At 62.6% G+C, this 16,705-nt stretch carries 15 protein-coding genes and 2 pseudogenes; 7 read left to right on the top strand and 10 right to left on the bottom strand.

What is annotated here, in order from left to right; all coding sequences use genetic code 11:
* The first annotated feature begins 91 nt into the window (after positions 1–91).
* Positions 92–598 (top strand): RNA polymerase sigma factor, encoded by a 507-nt coding sequence (locus tag AB4O08_RS23460; protein ID WP_010209455.1) that lies wholly within the window; start codon positions 92–94, stop codon positions 596–598.
* On the top strand, positions 595–1,332 hold the full coding sequence (locus tag AB4O08_RS23455) for an anti-sigma factor family protein (RefSeq protein WP_044287385.1): 738 nt from the start codon (positions 595–597) through the stop codon (positions 1,330–1,332). Before AB4O08_RS23460 ends, AB4O08_RS23455 begins: the two co-directional genes overlap by 4 nt.
* On the opposite strand, the gene AB4O08_RS23450 is transcribed toward AB4O08_RS23455, so the two are convergent.
* From AB4O08_RS23450 to AB4O08_RS23420, 7 genes and pseudogenes are all read right to left on the bottom strand, one after another.
* On the bottom strand, positions 1,329–2,303 hold the full coding sequence (locus AB4O08_RS23450) for a Csu type fimbrial protein (RefSeq protein ID WP_460114383.1): 975 nt from the start codon (positions 2,301–2,303) through the stop codon (positions 1,329–1,331). The two genes, AB4O08_RS23455 and AB4O08_RS23450, sit on opposite strands and share 4 nt — an antisense overlap.
* Positions 2,300–4,617: pseudogene (locus AB4O08_RS23445) on the bottom strand (fimbria/pilus outer membrane usher protein). Before AB4O08_RS23445 ends, AB4O08_RS23450 begins: the two are co-directional and overlap by 4 nt.
* Positions 4,618–4,732: 115 nt before the next feature.
* A complete protein-coding gene (locus AB4O08_RS23440) occupies positions 4,733–5,521 on the bottom strand; it encodes a fimbrial biogenesis chaperone (RefSeq protein WP_021492811.1) in 789 nt (262 codons plus the stop codon).
* Positions 5,522–5,546: 25 nt separating this feature from the next.
* Positions 5,547–6,035 (bottom strand): Csu type fimbrial protein, encoded by a 489-nt coding sequence (locus AB4O08_RS23435; protein ID WP_010209447.1) that lies wholly within the window; start codon positions 6,033–6,035, stop codon positions 5,547–5,549.
* 2 nt (positions 6,036–6,037) lie between these two features.
* The gene (locus AB4O08_RS23430) at positions 6,038–6,580 is read right to left on the bottom strand and encodes a Csu type fimbrial protein (RefSeq protein ID WP_010209446.1); all 543 of its coding nucleotides are present in this window, start codon (positions 6,578–6,580) and stop codon (positions 6,038–6,040) included.
* Positions 6,581–6,598: 18 nt separating this feature from the next.
* Positions 6,599–7,141 carry a Csu type fimbrial protein gene (locus AB4O08_RS23425; RefSeq protein ID WP_045791911.1) on the bottom strand — a complete coding sequence of 181 codons (543 nt, stop codon included), beginning with the start codon at positions 7,139–7,141 and terminating at the stop codon, positions 6,599–6,601.
* The gene (locus AB4O08_RS23420) at positions 7,135–7,632 is read right to left on the bottom strand and encodes a Csu type fimbrial protein (RefSeq protein ID WP_010209444.1); all 498 of its coding nucleotides are present in this window, start codon (positions 7,630–7,632) and stop codon (positions 7,135–7,137) included. The genes AB4O08_RS23425 and AB4O08_RS23420 overlap by 7 nt, the downstream gene beginning before the upstream one ends.
* Positions 7,633–7,847: 215 nt before the next feature.
* Here AB4O08_RS23420 and zapE point away from each other — a divergent pair, with 215 nt between their 5' ends.
* Both zapE and AB4O08_RS23410 read left to right on the top strand, forming a co-directional pair.
* The gene (gene zapE / locus AB4O08_RS23415; protein WP_045791910.1) at positions 7,848–8,942 is read left to right on the top strand and encodes a cell division protein ZapE; all 1,095 of its coding nucleotides are present in this window, start codon (positions 7,848–7,850) and stop codon (positions 8,940–8,942) included.
* Between the two features lie 39 nt (positions 8,943–8,981).
* Positions 8,982–10,274 carry a protein kinase gene (locus tag AB4O08_RS23410; RefSeq protein WP_021492815.1) on the top strand — a complete coding sequence of 431 codons (1,293 nt, stop codon included), beginning with the start codon at positions 8,982–8,984 and terminating at the stop codon, positions 10,272–10,274.
* A 116-nt stretch (positions 10,275–10,390) separates the two neighbouring features.
* Here AB4O08_RS23410 and AB4O08_RS23405 read toward each other — a convergent pair whose 3' ends face one another.
* Both AB4O08_RS23405 and AB4O08_RS23400 read right to left on the bottom strand, forming a co-directional pair.
* Positions 10,391–11,098, bottom strand: a complete 708-nt coding sequence (locus tag AB4O08_RS23405; RefSeq protein WP_010209440.1) for a YebC/PmpR family DNA-binding transcriptional regulator — start codon at positions 11,096–11,098, stop codon at positions 10,391–10,393.
* 109 nt (positions 11,099–11,207) lie between these two features.
* The gene (locus AB4O08_RS23400) at positions 11,208–12,533 is read right to left on the bottom strand and encodes an MFS transporter (RefSeq protein ID WP_010209437.1); all 1,326 of its coding nucleotides are present in this window, start codon (positions 12,531–12,533) and stop codon (positions 11,208–11,210) included.
* Positions 12,534–12,788: 255 nt separating this feature from the next.
* Here AB4O08_RS23400 and AB4O08_RS23395 point away from each other — a divergent pair.
* Positions 12,789–13,684, top strand: a pseudogene (locus AB4O08_RS23395) (LysR substrate-binding domain-containing protein).
* On the opposite strand, the gene AB4O08_RS23390 reads toward AB4O08_RS23395, so the two are convergent.
* Positions 13,654–14,514 (bottom strand): LysR substrate-binding domain-containing protein, encoded by an 861-nt coding sequence (locus AB4O08_RS23390; protein ID WP_010209434.1) that lies wholly within the window; start codon positions 14,512–14,514, stop codon positions 13,654–13,656. The pseudogene AB4O08_RS23395 and the gene AB4O08_RS23390 sit on opposite strands and share 31 nt — an antisense overlap.
* A gap of 113 nt (positions 14,515–14,627) precedes the next feature.
* Here AB4O08_RS23390 and AB4O08_RS23385 point away from each other — a divergent pair, with 113 nt between their 5' ends.
* Together AB4O08_RS23385 and phnX are read left to right on the top strand one after the other, a co-directional pair.
* Complete coding sequence (locus AB4O08_RS23385; protein WP_010209433.1) at positions 14,628–15,737, top strand: 2-aminoethylphosphonate--pyruvate transaminase; 1,110 nt, start codon at positions 14,628–14,630, stop codon at positions 15,735–15,737.
* A gap of 28 nt (positions 15,738–15,765) precedes the next feature.
* Positions 15,766–16,593: a phosphonoacetaldehyde hydrolase gene (phnX, locus tag AB4O08_RS23380; protein WP_460114381.1), complete on the top strand. Its 828-nt coding sequence runs from the start codon at positions 15,766–15,768 to the stop codon at positions 16,591–16,593.
* The last annotated feature ends 112 nt before the right edge of the window (positions 16,594–16,705 follow it).

The following is a 16,705-nucleotide window of genomic DNA, read 5'->3' as shown; positions in this document are numbered from 1 at the left end:
TCCCTGGCCTCGGATTTATTTCCTGGCACGCGGAATAATCGTCAACGCCGCACGTCTCTCTAGTCCCAGCGTAGTGACCAGCCAGATACCCATGCATGAACTCGACGAACAGTTACGTGAACTCATCCCCAGGCTGCGGCGCTTTGCCGTGTCCCTGACCCGTAACGCCAGCAGCGCCGACGATCTGGTGCAGTCGACCCTGGAACGGGCAATCATCAGTTGGGCCGACAAACGCGTCGAAGGCGATTTGCGCGCCTGGCTGTTTTCGATCCTCTACCGGCAGTTCCTCGATGCCCACCGCCGTACCCGGCGCTACGCTCGCATGCTCGAATTTTTCACCGGACGCGACGATGCGCAGCCGTCGGTGGAACGTACGGTGATCGCCCAGTCGACCCTGCAAGCCTTCGATCAACTCAACACCGAGCAGCGTGCGCTGCTGCTGTGGGTCTCGGTCGAAGGCCTGAGCTACAAGGAAATCGCCGAGATCCTTGAGGTGCCCATCGGCACCGTGATGTCGCGCCTGTCCCGTGCGCGCCAAGCCCTGCGTCTACTCAGTGATGGCGAAATTGCCAGCCCTTCCCTGCGGATACTCAAATGATCAGCCTGCCCCCCAGCGAACGCGATTTGCATGCCTACGTCGATCACCAACTGCTGGAGAGTGATCGCCGCGTGCTTGAGACCTATTTGGCGGCGCACCCGGACGTCGCCGCGCAGGTCCATGCCTGGCAACACGACGCGCAGTTGCTGCGTGCAGCGCTGGGCGGCGCCCTGCAGCAGCCGGCCAACCCGGACCTGGACCCGGCCCTGATCCGCCAGCGCATGAAGCGCCAATCGCGTCGACAGTTTGCTACGGCCGCCGTGCTGCTTCTCGCCGTCAGCCTCGGCGGTATCGGCGGCTGGCACGCCCGTGAAGCCACCCAGCCCGCCCAACTGCCCATGGCCGATGCCATGCAGGCGTTCCGCTTGTTTGCCCAGGACGGCATCATGCCCGCCGACTACAAGGTGCAGGGCGGCGGCACGATGCAGGCCTGGCTCGATCGCTACTTCAACCAGGCACACCGCCTGCCGGACTTGAGCACCTCCGGGTTCACTCCGGTCAGCGGGCGCCTGCTCACCACCGAGCAAGGCGCCGCCGCCATGGTGTTGTACGAGGACCCGCAAGGCCGGCGCATCAGTTTCTATATCCGCCCGCCAGGCCCGGAAAACGGCTTCCTGCCTCGGGGCAGCCGCAGCGCCGATGGTTTGCAAGCGCAATACTGGTCCGGTGCCGGCTATAACTATGCGCTGGTCAGCCCGGTGGATCAGCCCGGCCCGCCGCTGCTGAAATTCTAGAAGCCGACGTCGAGCACCACGTTGTCCAGGTAGGTGCCCGCGGGCGGGGTGGGCTGGTCGGTGTAGATCCGGGCGTTATAGTTGAACACCTGGCTGCCAATGCCCAGGCCATTGCCGGGGTTGATCTCGGCGGTGGAGCTGTCGCGACGCGCAGCGCCGACACTGCCCCAGCGCGTGGTACCGGCGCTTTTGAAGAGGTCATAGGCCAAGTAGTTGCTGCCTGAGACCATCCGGCGTCGCCCGCCCACACTGACGGCGTTCTGGCCATCGCTCAAACCTACGCTGTAAGCACTGCCCTTGGTGCAGGAAATGCTGATGGTCTGGCCGGTGACCGGGGTAAAGCCGCTGATGACGGGCGCGCTGCCAAAACTGATATTGGGTGCAGTGATCTGGCAGTCGTTGGTGACGGTCATGCTCACGGTCAGGAGCTTGACCTGGGGGGTGAGGTTCTTGTCACGCAATATGCACAAATTGCCAACGCCCAGGCCGATACAATAATCCCAGGTCCACGCGACGCTCAAGACTTCGGTATACACCCCTGCCGCCACATTCGTCCCAGTAATACTGCCCACGTAAAGCGGCAGGTTCTTGCTGCCCGGCCCCGTCAAAAGCCCCGCGCTGGTCGCAATGCCATTGGGACCGAAATCGAACTGGATCCCCCGGGTAATCGGGAACGTGGTGGTGTTAGTGCCATAAATCGTATAACCAATCACGTCCCCCGTGGGGCCGACCATGCCGCTGGTGGTTGAAGTGATCGTGGCATAGAAGTGGTCATTGGTGCCGAGGGCGATCAATGAGGCCGTGCAGCTCAAACCGCCATTGAGGGTCGAACTGTTTTGCGTCGCGGTGCGCACGTTGATCGAACTCACCGAGCCAAAACTCACCGGAGCAGTCGCCACCGTCGAACACAGCGCCATCGCCTGCCCCGAACACAACAGCCCGATGAGCGACAGCCATCCCAAGCCTCTCATTGGCACACCAACGGCCCGATCAACGGCACGCCCTGCTGCTGCTCGTCGATATCGAAGCGCGCCTGACACGTGCGCCCGTCCCCCAGCGTGACCTGCAAGGTGTTATGCGCCGAGAGGTTTTCCAGGTACACCAGGCCATCCCAGCCGACCACCGCCTGCTGGTTGCTTTGCTCGTGCACCAGCAGGCTGCCCAGGGGTAATTCCTGGTGCTGGGTGTCCACCAGCGTGACGCTGGCCGCAAGCACCCGGCGCAGCGGGAACTCCAGCAGATAACCGCTGCCGCGCCGCACGGATACACGCTGCTCCACATTCGGGCTCTGCACGTTGAGCGGCAGGTTCAGCGGATCGATTTCATACTTGGCGCGGTAATACGCGCTGCTCCACGGCACCAGCAGATGACCGTTGCGGTCGGTTTCACCCACCAGTTGGTTTTCATAGCGCACCGGAATCCCGGCGAAGCCCTGAGTACTCACCACCACAAAGGCATCATTGATACGGTTGGCTGCAAAAGTGTCGCCGCCCATCCACACCAGCGAGCCACTGGCATCCGCCCAACGCGTCTCGGCGTCGCTGCTGCCGTACACACCGGCCTGCAACTGCACCGACTGCAAGCGCCAGGTCAGATCGGCCTGCCGGTACGCCGGGCCATCACCCTGGGCATAACCGAGGTTGTAACCCACCCCGCCCTCGCTGGGCACCGCACTGCTGTAGTTGAGGCGCTGGCGACTGGCGCCATCCTTGCTGCGCTCGGTGCTCAAGGCCAGGCTGCCGTTGAGATCAAACGGAATCACCAGCTGCGCCTGCATCGCCCAGTTGCTGTCGCCGATCTCACGGTTGGCCGACAGGTAGAAGCTGGTGTTGCGCCACAGCGGCTTGCTCCAGCTGAGGTTGAGCAAGCGCGTTCGAGAATCGTCCGCTGCCTGCACGTCAAAGTAACCTACGCCCAGGCTGCCGAAGCGCTCAAGGTTAAGGCTCAAGGTCACTTGCTCGCTGCGTTTGCTGAGGCTGGCATAGGGCGTGTCGACCAGGGTCAGGTCGGCGTACTCGTCGCGCCGCTCGACCCGCTGGTACGACAGGCTGTAGCGCATGCTGTTGTATTGATAGCCCAGGCTCAGTTGCTGGCCGCCGCGGCCTTCGAACTGGCTTTGGCTGACGGCGGTATTGAGCACGCCGAAGTTGCCCAGCCGCAGGTTGCCACCCAGTCCGCCGAGGGTCAGGTCACTGGAGGCTTCGGCGTGACTTTCCAGGGTCAGGTTGTCGGAATAACCATAACGAAAGGTACCGCTGGCAACGCCAGGCCCGTAGGCGAAATCTTTCAAGGTGTATTCCCGGCGCAAGGAACCGGCAGCCACCGAGAAATCCGTCAGGCCTTTTTGCAGCAGCGTACTCGTCACATAAAACGGCACCGTGGTCGACACCTGGCGGCCCAGGGCGTCGGTGGTCACCACGACCGCTTCGCCTGCACCGTTGATGAACGGGACGTTGGTCAGGGTGTAAGGCCCCGGTTGCAGCAGCGCACTGTCGGATTTGTAGCCGTTGATGAACAGGTCAACCGACGACGGCACAGCGGCTTCACCGGCAAATTGCGGCAACGGGTAGGTCACCAGGTCCGGGCGTACGGCAAAGTCGCGGGAAAACTGCACCCCCCCCAGGCGCACCGAACTGCTCCAGGGCAAGGCCCCGCTGATCACGTCACCGGCCTCGTAGGTCAGCAGCCGTTCGTCATCGGAGAAACGCCAGGTGGTGTCATAGCGCCGATAGCCGTTGTTGAACGTACTGCTGCTCACGCCATCGGCCAGGGTCTGGCGATACTGGCCGGTATTGGACAAGGTGCCCCAGTTGTCGAACAGCCGTACTTCGTTCCAGGCGGCGAGGTAGCTGCCGCCTTCGTCGGTGTCGCTGAAATACAGATCATAGTTGAGCAAGGCGCCGAAACTGCTCATCGCCTGGGTGCGCGGATAGGCGTTGCGGTTACCGATGAACTGCTCTTTCAACCACGCAGGCGGCACATCCAACAGCAGGCGCTGAGCGTTGCTGTCGTAGTCACTGTGCAGACCCGGGATCGTGTCCAACGCCACGCTGCCACTCAGTTCACCGGGCAGTTTCATGCCCACATCCTGCAGCGCACTGGCCGGCACATAGAGCTGTCCGGCCCGTTGATCGACCGCGATGACGCGGCCGGTGTCCATCTGGTTGACCACCAGTTCCAGAAACAACTGTGCATCGGCGACAGCCTCCATACTGCTCGGGGGCGGTGGCAAGTCGCCAGCCCCCCCTGCGGCGCAATCATTGCGCCCCATAGCCCGCTTACCATTGCTACCGACGGCCATAGACCTCGAGTCCAACCACGACTCACACATGGCGTTGTGTCCTTCAATGGACATCTCCATCCGTTTAAATCCCGGAGCTTCCCGCCCCGTTACACCCGGTTACCGTGTCGGCGCAAGGTTCTCCAACTGCTGCGCGCCGTTGATCCTGACCTGCAGGGGCTGGTCAGCCGACAGCCCATCCGGCACCGGCCAGCGCATGGTCGCGCCCGGCAAGACATAGCCAAGCAAACCGTCCACCAAGGGCCGTGTCTGCCCGCCCTGCTTGAATGAGGCATCGGTGAGGCGCGCATGCACGGCGCCCTGGTTGCGTACTTCGAGGTAATTGCGCCCCGCCACCGTGACTTTCTGCCAACTCAAGTCCGGCTTGCCGGCGCCCTTGGGATCACGCTGACGTGTGCTGTCTTCCTTGCTCCACAGGCCCGCGCCGTAGGCAAACAGCGGTACCGAGTAACGCATCTGGAAGCGAATAGCCGCCGCCGTATTCTTGCCCTCTGGCGGCGCTGGCACCTGCAGCGGCGAAGGGATTTCATCAATGATGATGCGGTAGGCCAACTCTTGTCCCGGCGGCACTTCGCGGGTGCGGGTCAGGCGCACCAGTTGTTTTTGCCCTGGCTCGATTCGCGCCACCGGCGGGCTGCCGATCACATCGCGCTGGTTCTGGTATTGCTCATCGAAGCCGCTCTGGCTCCACGCGAACACGCGTATCTGCAGGCTCGCGGTTTCGGTCCCACGGTTTTCCAGCCACAGCGCGCTGGCCTGTTGGTCGGCCTCCAGCACTGGATCGATGGGCCAGATCAGCACCGAGCTGGCCGCCTGCACGACCCCCGCCGTGCACACCGCACTCAAGGCAATACCCGCGGCCCACAACCGCCGGGAAGGTGAACGCATAACCCCACTCCTTATACCGATAGCCTTACCACGTCAGCTGCACCTGCAGCGTGTCGCTGTATGTCCCCCCAGGCTGATTGCCCGGCAATTGCACCCGCCCGTAGATGGGCAGGTTGATGTTATTCGCGTCGCTGTAGGCCACGTTGACGCTCTGGCCAATCCCCAGGCTCTGGCTGAACGCCGCATCCCGAAACAACTGGTAAGCCACTCGCGCGCTGCCGCTGTTGAGCTGCAAATTGCGCCCGGTGCCGCTGTGCAGGCCGCCGTTGACGCTCATGCTCAGCGTCACCCCAGGCGTGCATTGCAAAGTCACACCCCCCGTCAGCGCCGCCGTGACCGTGCTGGTAGCCAGGGCCGAGTAACTGCCGTAGGTCAGCGCGCCATAATTGGAGCCTGCGCCCACAACCAGGCAACCTGGTGTGATAGTCGCGCTCACCTGGAAGCTTTGGCTGGTCACCGCCGATAACGGCAGCGGCACCGCCAGCCCACAGGCCAGCAACGCTCTGAGCCACATCGCTAGAACGTCAGTTCCACGGCCACGGTGTCGGTGTAGGTGCCGGCTGGCAGCCCCGCCTTGCCCACCGCTCGACCGTAGAGGTTGACGGTCTGCGCTACGCCGGTACTGGTGGCGAGTGTGATCACGTCGTCAATCGCCAACAGCGCGGAGTGGCCGCTGTCGGTATAGAAGTCGTAGGGCACGAAGTTGCCTGCACCGTCGGCCAACGCACGACTTCCACCCGGAGACGCACCGTCATGGGCACCGGCGCGCACCTTGACCGCTGGGGTGGTGCCACTGGAGCACAGAATAGACAGCGCCCCACCGGTGCCGGTGCCGCCGAGCAACTGGGCATCGGCGTTGGTGAACAGACTGTTGGTGGTGCCGAAGTTCAAGCTACCAAAGTTAAGGCCGCTGGCGGCTCCAGAGCCGTTGACCTGGCAGCTGGCGATCAATATCAGGCTGGACGTGATCTGCCCGGTCACGGTGGTCGCCGCGTTGAGGCTGGAGGCCATGGCCAGGCCCAGTGCACAGACACCTAATCGCGAAACAAGTACATGCATGGTTTTCATCCTCTTGAGTTACCAGTCCAGTGTCACCGTCAACGTGTCGGTGTAGATCCCTGCCGGTAAGGCACTGGTATTTGCCACCACGGAGCCAAACACCGGAATCGGTATCTGGGTGCCCCTGGCCACGACAAAATTGCGTTGTTGGCCGATGCTGTAAGCGCTGCGGCCCTGCGGGTCGGCAGACAGCCGATACGGAATCATCTGGCGCCCATTGCTCAGGCGTCGTGTAGTGCCATCGCCATTGGTGCCGCCGTCGATGGTCACGGTAAAGCTCGAGACCGAAGGGTTGCACGACACCGCCAGCGGCGCCTTGTCGCCGTCGGAGACCGCTGCGCCCAGCGTGCTGTTCCAGGTCGGGCCCTGGCTGCCGAAGTCGAGCATCGCCGTGCCACCCGTGGGGTTGACCGGTGCGCTTTCGACGCCTTTGCTCACTTCGCAACTGGCGGTGATCACCAGCCGCGCCTGGATAAACCCGGTGGCGACAGCCGCCTGCGCGTCATCCGCCAGCACCAGCAGGCCGCCCACGGCCACCGCGGCCAGATAGCGGCTTACCACGTGACCGTCACCTTGAGCAGGTCGGTGTAGCGGCCGACGGCGGGTATGTCTTTGAGCGGCTCGATGCGGCCATACAGCGGCAGGTCGACGAAACCGGCGTCAGGCACCCGGCCACTCAGCGGCACATCCACCGGCAACGGCACGCGCCGCGCGGCGTCGGCATAGATGCGATAGGGAATGGGTCGGGTCGAAGGGGTGGCGCTGAGGTAACGAAGTTCACCGGTGCCGCCATGCAGGCCGCCATCCACGCGCACTTGATACGGCGTGTCGGGGTTGCACTCCAGGCGCGGCTGGCGCTGGCTGATCAGTGCCGCACTCAGGGGCCCGGCCGGGTCATCCAGACGCGGGCCGCTGCCGAAATCCAATACGCCAAGCTGCTCGATGCCCGCTTGGCGGGTCGTGCCCACCAGTTGGCAGCCCCGCTGCACGTCGATACGCACCTCCACCTGAAGCTGTGCACCGTAAGCCGTGCTGCAGAGCATCGCGCCCATGACTGCCAATACTGCTCGTCCCTTCACTGCCCCAGATCCTTTTACAGGGGTGACTGCTGTGTAGAAGGTTAGTCACTCAACGAGAAACTGCCAGTCTGGACAGGATTACCCTCGTGACATGCTTTTTCGAGATAGCTGGCAGTGCCCTTCTCTATTGGTCAAAACGCGGCGGGCGCCCTAAAGTGAGCGACCACTGAAATACAGAGTGACTTGCATTGGCCGCGCTTTCCCTGATCCGTCGCCTGCTCGGTAAGAAAACCGACGCCCTGGACGCCTCGCCTATCCCCGCGTTCTTTCAGCAAAAAGCCGAGCAACAGGGTTATACCCTCAGTGCCGGTCAAACCCGAGCCATTGCTGCCCTGGCCCGAGAAACCCAGCACCTGCTCGCCGGCCGACCTACCCGCAGCCTGTACCTGCACGGGCCGGTGGGGCGCGGCAAAAGCTGGTTGCTGGACGGCTTTTTCCAAGCGCTGCCGATTGCCGAGAAACAGCGCGTGCACTTCCATGATTTTTTCGCGCGCCTGCATCGCGGTATGTTCACGCACCGTGAGCAGGACGATGCCCTGGCTGTGACCCTCGATGAACTGCTGACGGACTGCCGTGTCCTGTGTTTTGACGAGTTCCACGTCCACGATATCGGCGATGCCATGCTGATCACGCGGCTGTTCAAAGCCTTGTTCGAGCGCGGTGTGCTGGTGCTGGTGACGTCCAACTATGCGCCGCAGGGGCTGCTGCCCAATCCGCTGTACCACGAGCGCTTCAAGCCGGTGATCGACCTGATCGATGCGCGCATGGCGGTGCTGGAAGTCAGCTCGCCCCAGGATTTTCGCAGCCTGCCTCAAGCCCAGAGCGCACAACGTTTTACCAGCGGTCGGTACGTTTGGCCCGCAAACGCGAGCCAGCGCCAAGCCTTGGGGCTTCCCGCCGCCGACTGCCCGCCGCGCCCGCTGGCCGTCGGCAACCGGACGTTGATCTGCCGCCACCACGCAGGCCGCACCATTGCTTTCACCTTCAGCGATCTTTGTGAACAGTTGACCGCCGTGATGGACTATCTGCTGCTGTGCCAAGACTATGATCACTGGATCATCGACGGCCTGCCGCAACTGGCCGATTGCCCGATTGCCGTACAGCAACGCTTTATCAACCTGGTGGATGTGCTCTACGACCGGGACAAGCACCTGATCCTGATCGGCGAGCAACCCCTCGACCTGGCCCTGAGTGGCCAGGCCATCGACCTCGCCCGCACCACCAGCCGTCTCGGCCAATTGCAACAGGCTGACCCGCAACCTGCACACGACCCGGTATCATGAGCGCCATTTGCGCCCCTTTGCCGAGTAAACGCCCCGTTCATGAATACTCTCGCCCAACTCAAGGCCGGCCAACTGGCCGGTATCACGCGCCTGGACCTGTCCTGCGGGCTGACCGAATTTCCCCAGGAAATCTTCGAACTGGCCGACTCCCTGGAGATCCTCAACCTCAGCGGTAACGCCCTGAGCAGCCTGCCCGACGACCTGCATCGCCTGCCCCACCTGCGTGTGCTGTTCTGTTCAGACAACCTGTTCACCGAGCTGCCGACTTGCCTGGGCCTGTGCGCCAAGCTGAGCATGATCGGCTTCAAGGCCAACCAGATCAGCCACGTGCCCGCCGCCGCGTTGCCGCCGTTGTTGCGCTGGCTGATCCTGACCGACAACCGCATCCACCATTTGCCCGATGAACTGGGCAAACGCCCGCTGCTGCAAAAGCTGATGCTGGCCGGCAATCAACTGTCGCAGCTGCCGGAGAGCATGGCCAACTGCCGCAGCCTCGAATTGCTGCGCATCGCCTCCAACCGTTTCACCCAGTTGCCGGCGTGGTTGCTGGCCCTGCCAAGCCTGACTTGGCTGGCCTATGCCGGTAACCCGGTGGAAATGGCGGTGGAGGTGACAGGTGATGTCGCCACGCCGGATATTCCCTGGGCCCAGCTGGAACTGGCCGAAGTCCTTGGCGAAGGCGCCTCCGGCGTTATCCGCAAGGCCCTGTGGAAACCGTCAGGCAAACCGGTCGCAGTCAAACTGTATAAAGGCAGCATCACCAGCGATGGTTCGCCGCTGCACGAAATGCAGGCCTGCATCGCCGCCGGGCTGCACCCTAACCTGATCAAGGTAGAAGGCCGCGTTGTCGGCCACCCGGATGACCAGGCCGCGCTGGTGATGGACCTGATCGACCCGAGCTACCGCAACCTCGCAGCCCTGCCCAGCCTGGCTTCGTGCACCCGCGACATCTATGAACCGGGTACGCGCTTCAGCCTTGATGTGGCGCTGCGCATTGCAAGGGGCATCGCGTCGGTCGCGGCGCATCTGCATCGCCACGGCATCACCCATGGCGACCTGTATGGCCACAATATTCTGTGGAATGAGGCGGGAGACTGTTTGCTGGGGGATTTTGGCGCGGCGTCGTTCCATGCCACGGCCGATGGCGTGGAAACCAGGGCCTTGCAGCGGATTGAAGTGCGGGCGTTTGGGGTGTTGTTGGGGGAATTGTTGGAGCGGGTTGAGGAACAGCTGAGTGATGGACTGGCAGCGTTGCAAAAAAGCTGCTGTCAGCCTGATGTGCTGGCACGACCGGGGTTCAACGAAATCGAATCACTGCTGAGCCGGGGCTGAAACCCAATCCAAATGTGGGCGCTGGCGTGCCTGCGATAGCGGTGTATCGATCACTGAAAAAGTGAATGACACGACTTCATCGCAGGCACGCCAGCGCCCACATTTGTTAGCGTGTTTTAGCCCGCCAGACCGACGAACATGTCCTGAACGTCATCATGGTTGTCCAAGCCTTCGAGGAAGGCTTCGACTTCCGCCATTTGCTCATCGCTCAACCCGCTCACCGGGTTCTTCGAGATATAGCCCAACTTGGCCGACAGCACGGTGAACCCCTGCTCCGGCAAGGCTTTCTGTACGGCGTCGAGGTCGGTGGTCTCGGTGATGAACAGGGTGGTGCCTTCTTCTTCACCCTCTTCGAAATCCTGGGCGCCGGCTTCAATGGCTGCCATTTCCGGATCGGCGTCCGGGCTGTCCGGCGAGGCTTCGATCAGGCCGACGTGGTTGAAATCCCAGGCCACGGAGCCGGAAGCACCGAGTTGGCCCTTGCGGAATGCCACGCGGATTTCCGCCACGGTACGGTTGATGTTGTCGGTCACGCACTCGACGATCAGCGGCACCTGGTGCGGGGCGAACCCCTCATAGGTCACGCGATGGTACTGCACGGTTTCGCCGAGCAGACCGGCGCCTTTCTTGATGGCGCGGTCCAGGGTTTCCTTGGGCATCGAGGCCTTTTTGGCCTGTTCCACCACCAGACGCAGGTGAGCGTTGGTCGAGGTATCGGCGCCGTTGCGCGCGGCGATGGTGATTTCTTTCACCAGCTTGCCGAAGATCTTGCCCTTGGCATTGGCTGCCGCTTCTTTATGTTTGACTTTCCACTGTGCGCCCATGACTCACTCTCTTCTATCCATCGCGCCGAAACGTCTACTGGCCGGCGCTTTGGGGGCAGAGTTTATAGGGCAAAAACGCTCTAATCCACCAAAAAACCGGCCATACCCCTCAGGTTCGCAAGGGTTTGACCGCCACGTTACAGTCCGGCACGAAATCCCCGACCTGGGCCAGCACTGCCGGCCGGGCGTTCCAGTACGGCATCAACACCAGCGAAGAAAACAACGCAGCCCCGGCAAACACGATAAACACCGTTACGGTATCGAAGTACCCCGGCAGCAGCCCGCCGAGGATCGCGCCCACCGAGCCGCAGCCATTCACAAAGCCCGCGGCGGTGGCACCGGCCTTGGCGGTGCCGAAGTCGATGGCAGCGGTGCTGCTGATCATCGAGTCCGGCCCGTACAGGGTCAGGCCCATGACAAACAGCAAGGCCATCACCAGCACCACACTACCGGTATGCAGCGCCCCCATGAACAAGGCCAGGGCCACGGTCAGGGCCAGCAGGCTGAGCACACAGGCGGGCATGCGGCGGGCACCAAAGAGTTTGTCGGAAGCCAGGCCGATCAGTACCGGACCGAGCAAGCCCGCCAGCTCGAACGCCGTGGGCACGATCGCCGCCCCCACTTTGCCCACCGACGGCATCTGTTCGTAGACGATCACCGGGCCCCACAACAGGATCGCGTAACGCGCCGGTTTCAACAGAAAATACGCCAGCCCCAGGGTCAGCACCGTGCGGTTGCGCAAGATCGCGCGTAATGGCTCCAGCACGCTGATGCGTTTTTCGGCGGCGGCCTCCTCCGCACTCAACGCCGGCTCCGGTTCGACGGCGGGCAAGCCCACATCCTGCGGCGTGTTGCGCTGGAAGATAAAGAACAGCAGCGCCACCAGCGCCACCACCACCGCACTGGAGATAAACGCCGCGTGCCAGCTGCCTATCAAGGTGTAGGCCCACCACCCTGCAAAGGGCGAGGCTACCAAGCCACCGAACGCGTAGCACGAACTCCACAACCCCAGTACCCGTCCGCGCTGTTGCGCCGGGAAGAAACTACCGAGGTTCTTGCACAACCCCGACCAGCCGGTGGACTGCGCCAGGCCTTGGATCAACATGCATGTGACAAAGATCGGCAAGGTCGCGAACGTGCCCATGACCAGGGCGGCGGCAGCGGAAATCAACAAGCCGCCCAGCACCACGACCCGTGGCCCGAAGCGATCGGCCAACATCCCCCAGGTGAATTGCCCGACGGCATACGCCGCCAGGTAGAGACCGTCCAGGTTGGCCATCATCATTTTATCGAGGGGGAAGCTCGGGTCGTCGCCAATGCCCAGCTTGGCCACCGAAAACGCTTTGCGAGTGAAGTAAAAGGCGGCGTACGCCAGCCAGGTGATGGCGAAAATCTGCACGCGCCAACGCTTGATGCTACCCATAGGGATATTCATGGTGGTTCTGACCTCAGGTTGAGTGTGCCGGCAGAATCGCGAAGCAAATGCCTGTTTTTTTATTGTTGAGCACTGCAACACCGGTCCCTGGGGAACGGCATTGGTCAGATGAGCGCTGTTTGCCAGGGCTCATGGCCACCGCGGTTGTAGGACTCAACCTACGGCGACTGAGGCGTATAAAAGCAACGGCAGACTAATAGGTAAAATCGATTTATCGTATTTCAAATATAAGCTGAGCTTGTAGGAGGTCTGTTCATGTCGGTGTCTCATGCGCAACTCAAAGCCTTTCACGCCGTAGCGGTCCACGGCAGCTTTACCCAGGCCGCCGAACGGCTGTTCCTCACGCAACCGGCGATCTCCGACCAGGTGCGCAAACTTGAAGAGCGCTTTGGGGTGTTGCTGTTTCATCGCAACAAACGTGCAGTGCGCCTGACCGACCTGGGTGAACGCCTGCTCGCCATCACCCAACGCCTGTTCGTGATCCAGGCCGAAGCCGAGGAACTGCTGCAAGACTCGCGCGCCCTGCTCACCGGCACCCTGACGCTGGCGGTGGACGCACCGGTCCACGTGCTGCCGCAGATCGCGCGTTTTTGCGAGCGCTACCCGGGCATCAGCGTGAAGATCGAAACCGGCAATACCGACGAATCACTGTTTCGCCTGTACAACTACCAGGCCGACCTGGCCTTGCTGGGGCGCGATGTCGATGACGAACGGCTCTTGTCGTTGCCCCTGCCCGACGACCAGCTACTGGCTTTTGTCGCGCGCAACCACCCGTGGGCCGGGCGCGAATCTATCTGCCTGGCCGACCTGGACGGCACGCCCCTGGTGCTCAGGGAAACGGGCTCTGTCACCCGCCAGACCCTGGAGCAGGAGATGAGCCAGGCCGGGCTGCGCATTCGCCCGGCGATCCAGGTCGAAGGCCGTGAAGCCGCACGAGAAGCGGTGGTGGTGGGATTGGCGTGGGGGTGGTCTCGGCGGCGGAGTTCGGCGCGGACTCACGGGTCTACGCCATGCCGATCCGCGATTGCAGCCAGCGGATGAAAGAAACCCTGGTGTGCCTCAAGGAGCAGAGCTCACGGCGGGTGGTGGCGACGTTCCTCGACATCATGCGCGAGAGTCTTCAGCCCGGCGCCAGCTCGAAGAACGCCTGAATCAGGCGCAGCGACCGGCGCCGCTCCATGCAACCGAGCACATGCCGGTTCACCAGGCCATCACCCAGCAGCGGTACCGCCCGCACGCGTGGGTCCTGGCTGACCTCCATGGACGAGACCACACCGACGCCCAACTCGGCGGCGACGGCCTCGGTCACCGCTTCACGGCTGTCGAGTTCCAGCAGCACCTTGGGTTTTACACCGGTCGCGGCACACGCTTCATCGAACGTACGCCGGGTGATCGAGCTGGGTTCGCGCAGCACCATGATCACCTCATTCAATTGCGCCAGGCGAATGCCCCCGGATTGCATCGCCCACGGATGCGCAGCCGGCACCAGCGCGCAGATCCGCGACTCACTCAACGGTTGCAGGTGCAGGCCATTGCGCGGCGCCACTTCGGTGAGCACCGCCACATCCGCATGCTCGGACATAAGCGCCGCTAGGGTTTCCTGGGCATTGCCCAGGCGCAGGTTCACGGTGATCCCCGGGTAACGCGCTCGCAGGCTGGCGATCATTGGCATCACCAGGTGCGGGCCGTCCGCTGCCACTTCCAGCCGCCCGGTGAGCAATTGACGGTTGGCCTCCAGCATCGTCTGCGCTTCGTCCACCAGGCCAAAGATCGCCCGGGTGATTGACGCCAGGCGTGCGCCCTCCTCGGTCAACTCAACCCGTCGCGCGGTGCGCCGCAGCAACGGGATCTGGTAGTACTCCTCCAGGGCCTTGATGTGCCCGGTCACCGCCGGCTGGCTGATGAACAGCCGTGCGGCGGCACGAGTAAAGCTGCCCTCGCGGGCCACGGCATCGAATGCACGCAGTTGGAACAAATTCATGGCTATCGGCCTCACTGATAGCTCGCATAACAACAAACAATTTGATTGATAACAAGCCAAACTGCAATTTAAGCGCCGTAGCTTCAACCCCCGATGCCTTGCGAGGACTTGAGATGACCACTGCCGCGCCGATCCTGCTGACCCCTGGCCCCCTGACCACATCGAACCGCACCCGCCAAGCCATGATGGTGGACTGGGGGTCATGGGACGACCGCTTCAACCAACTCACGGCCAGCGTGTGCGAGCAATTGCTGGCGATCCTCAACGGCGAAGGCAGCCACCATTGTGTCCCCTTGCAGGGCAGCGGCACCTTCGCCGTCGAAGCCGCCATCGGCACCCTCGTCCCGCGTGACGGCAAGGTGCTGGTGCTGATCAACGGCGCGTATGGCAAGCGCCTGGCGAAAATCTGCGAAGTCTTGGGCCGCGCGTTCAGCACCTTTGAAACCGCCGAGGATGAGCCCACGACCGCCGCCGATGTGGACCGTCTGCTACGCGCCGACCCGGCCATCACCCACGTCGCGCTCATCCACTGCGAAACCAGCACCGGCATCCTCAACCCATTGCCGGAGATTGCCCAGGTCGTTAAAGCCCACGACAAACGCTTGATCATCGACGCCATGAGTTCTTTTGGCGCGCTGGCGATCGACGCCCGCGAAGTGCCATTCGACGCGCTGGTCGCCGCCTCCGGCAAGTGCCTGGAAGGCGTGCCGGGCATGGGGTTCGTCTTCGCCAACAAACAGGCGCTGGCCGCCGCTCAAGGCAATTGCCACTCCCTGGCGATGGACCTGTTCGACCAACACAGCTACATGGCCAAGACCGGTCAGTGGCGCTTCACCCCTCCTACCCATGTAGTCGCCGCCCTGCACGAAGCGCTGCTGCAGTACCAGGAGGAGGGCGGCCTGATCGCGCGGCATAAACGCTACGCCAGCAACTGCCAGGCGTTGCTCGACGGCATGGCCGAACGGGGCCTGCGCAGCTTCCTGCCGGCTGACATCCAGGCGCCGATCATCGTCACCTTCCATGCACCGAGGGACCCGCGCTATCAGTTCAAGGATTTCTACGAGCGGGTCAAGGCCAAGGGTTTCATTCTGTATCCCGGCAAATTGACCCAGGTGGAAACCTTCCGCGTGGGCTGCATTGGCCATGTCGACGCGGCAGGGATGCGAGCGGCGGTCAAGGCGATCGCCGACGTGCTGCAAGAAATGGAAGTGTTGGACATTTGATTTCCCCATAACCCACAGGATCTGAATGATGAACTATCAAAACCCCAACACCCTCCAGGCCGTCATCCTTGACTGGGCCGGCACCGTGGTCGACTTCGGCTCCTTCGCTCCCACGCAGATTTTTGTCGAGGCCTTTGCCGAGTTCGACGTACAGGTTTCCATCGAAGAAGCCCGTGGCCCGATGGGCATGGGCAAGTGGGACCACATCCGCACCCTCTGCGACCAGCCACAGGTCGCCGAACGCTACCGCAAAGCCTTCGGCCGCACGCCCACGGATGACGACGTGACTGCCATCTACCAGCGCTTCATGCCCTTGCAGATCGAGAAAATCGCCGAACACTCGGCGCTGATCCCCGGCGCCCTCGACACCATTGCCCGGCTGCGCGTGCAAGGCATCAAGATCGGCTCCTGCTCCGGCTACCCCAAGCAAGTCATGGATAAAGTCGTCGCGCTGGCGACCACCAACGGCTATATCGCCGACCATGTGGTCGCTACCGACGAGGTGCCCAATGGCCGCCCATGGCCAGCCCAGGCGCTGGCCAACGTGATTGCACTGGGTATTGACGATGTGGCGGCGTGCGTGAAGGTCGACGACACCGTACCGGGTATCCTCGAAGGCCGCCGCGCCGGGATGTGGACCGTGGCCCTGACCTGCTCCGGCAATGCCCTGGGCCTGACCTACGAGCAGTTCCGTGCCTTGGACGGCGCCGCCCTGGCCAGCGAACGCAAGCGTATCGAGGCGATGTTCGAAGGCTCGCGCCCGCATTACCTGATCGACACGATCAATGACCTGCCGGCGGTCATCCTCGACATCAATGCACGGCTGGCCCGTGGAGAAATGCCACAGAGCTACTGATCGAGGTCAAAACTACGCCACTTACGCCAGGCAAACCGCTCAAAACCGGCATACAGTAAAAGGACTCCATCACCCAAGAATGGAGGTTTGCCCTGATGAGTGAGGAACCCAG

This window comes from Pseudomonas sp. H3_E07, from assembly GCF_054668895.1.
The sequence above is the reverse complement of the archived record's forward strand: the minus strand, read 5'-3'. Positions and strand labels throughout refer to the sequence as shown.

What these genes read in the sequence shown, in the direction of transcription:
- AB4O08_RS23460 (WP_010209455.1), top strand. Translation starts at nt 92, where the DNA reads ATGCATGAACTCGACGAACAGTTACGTGAACTCATCCCCAGGCTGCGG.
- AB4O08_RS23455 (WP_044287385.1), top strand. Translation starts at nt 595, where the DNA reads ATGATCAGCCTGCCCCCCAGCGAACGCGATTTGCATGCCTACGTCGAT.
- AB4O08_RS23450 (WP_460114383.1), bottom strand. Translation starts at nt 2,303, where the DNA reads ATGAGAGGCTTGGGATGGCTGTCGCTCATCGGGCTGTTGTGTTCGGGG.
- AB4O08_RS23440 (WP_021492811.1), bottom strand. Translation starts at nt 5,521, where the DNA reads ATGCGTTCACCTTCCCGGCGGTTGTGGGCCGCGGGTATTGCCTTGAGT.
- AB4O08_RS23435 (WP_010209447.1), bottom strand. Translation starts at nt 6,035, where the DNA reads ATGTGGCTCAGAGCGTTGCTGGCCTGTGGGCTGGCGGTGCCGCTGCCG.
- AB4O08_RS23430 (WP_010209446.1), bottom strand. Translation starts at nt 6,580, where the DNA reads ATGCATGTACTTGTTTCGCGATTAGGTGTCTGTGCACTGGGCCTGGCC.
- AB4O08_RS23420 (WP_010209444.1), bottom strand. Translation starts at nt 7,632, where the DNA reads ATGGGCGCGATGCTCTGCAGCACGGCTTACGGTGCACAGCTTCAGGTG.
- AB4O08_RS23410 (WP_021492815.1), top strand. Translation starts at nt 8,982, where the DNA reads ATGAATACTCTCGCCCAACTCAAGGCCGGCCAACTGGCCGGTATCACG.
- AB4O08_RS23405 (WP_010209440.1), bottom strand. Translation starts at nt 11,098, where the DNA reads ATGGGCGCACAGTGGAAAGTCAAACATAAAGAAGCGGCAGCCAATGCC.
- AB4O08_RS23400 (WP_010209437.1), bottom strand. Translation starts at nt 12,533, where the DNA reads ATGAATATCCCTATGGGTAGCATCAAGCGTTGGCGCGTGCAGATTTTC.
- AB4O08_RS23390 (WP_010209434.1), bottom strand. Translation starts at nt 14,514, where the DNA reads ATGAATTTGTTCCAACTGCGTGCATTCGATGCCGTGGCCCGCGAGGGC.
- AB4O08_RS23385 (WP_010209433.1), top strand. Translation starts at nt 14,628, where the DNA reads ATGACCACTGCCGCGCCGATCCTGCTGACCCCTGGCCCCCTGACCACA.
- phnX (WP_460114381.1), top strand. Translation starts at nt 15,766, where the DNA reads ATGAACTATCAAAACCCCAACACCCTCCAGGCCGTCATCCTTGACTGG.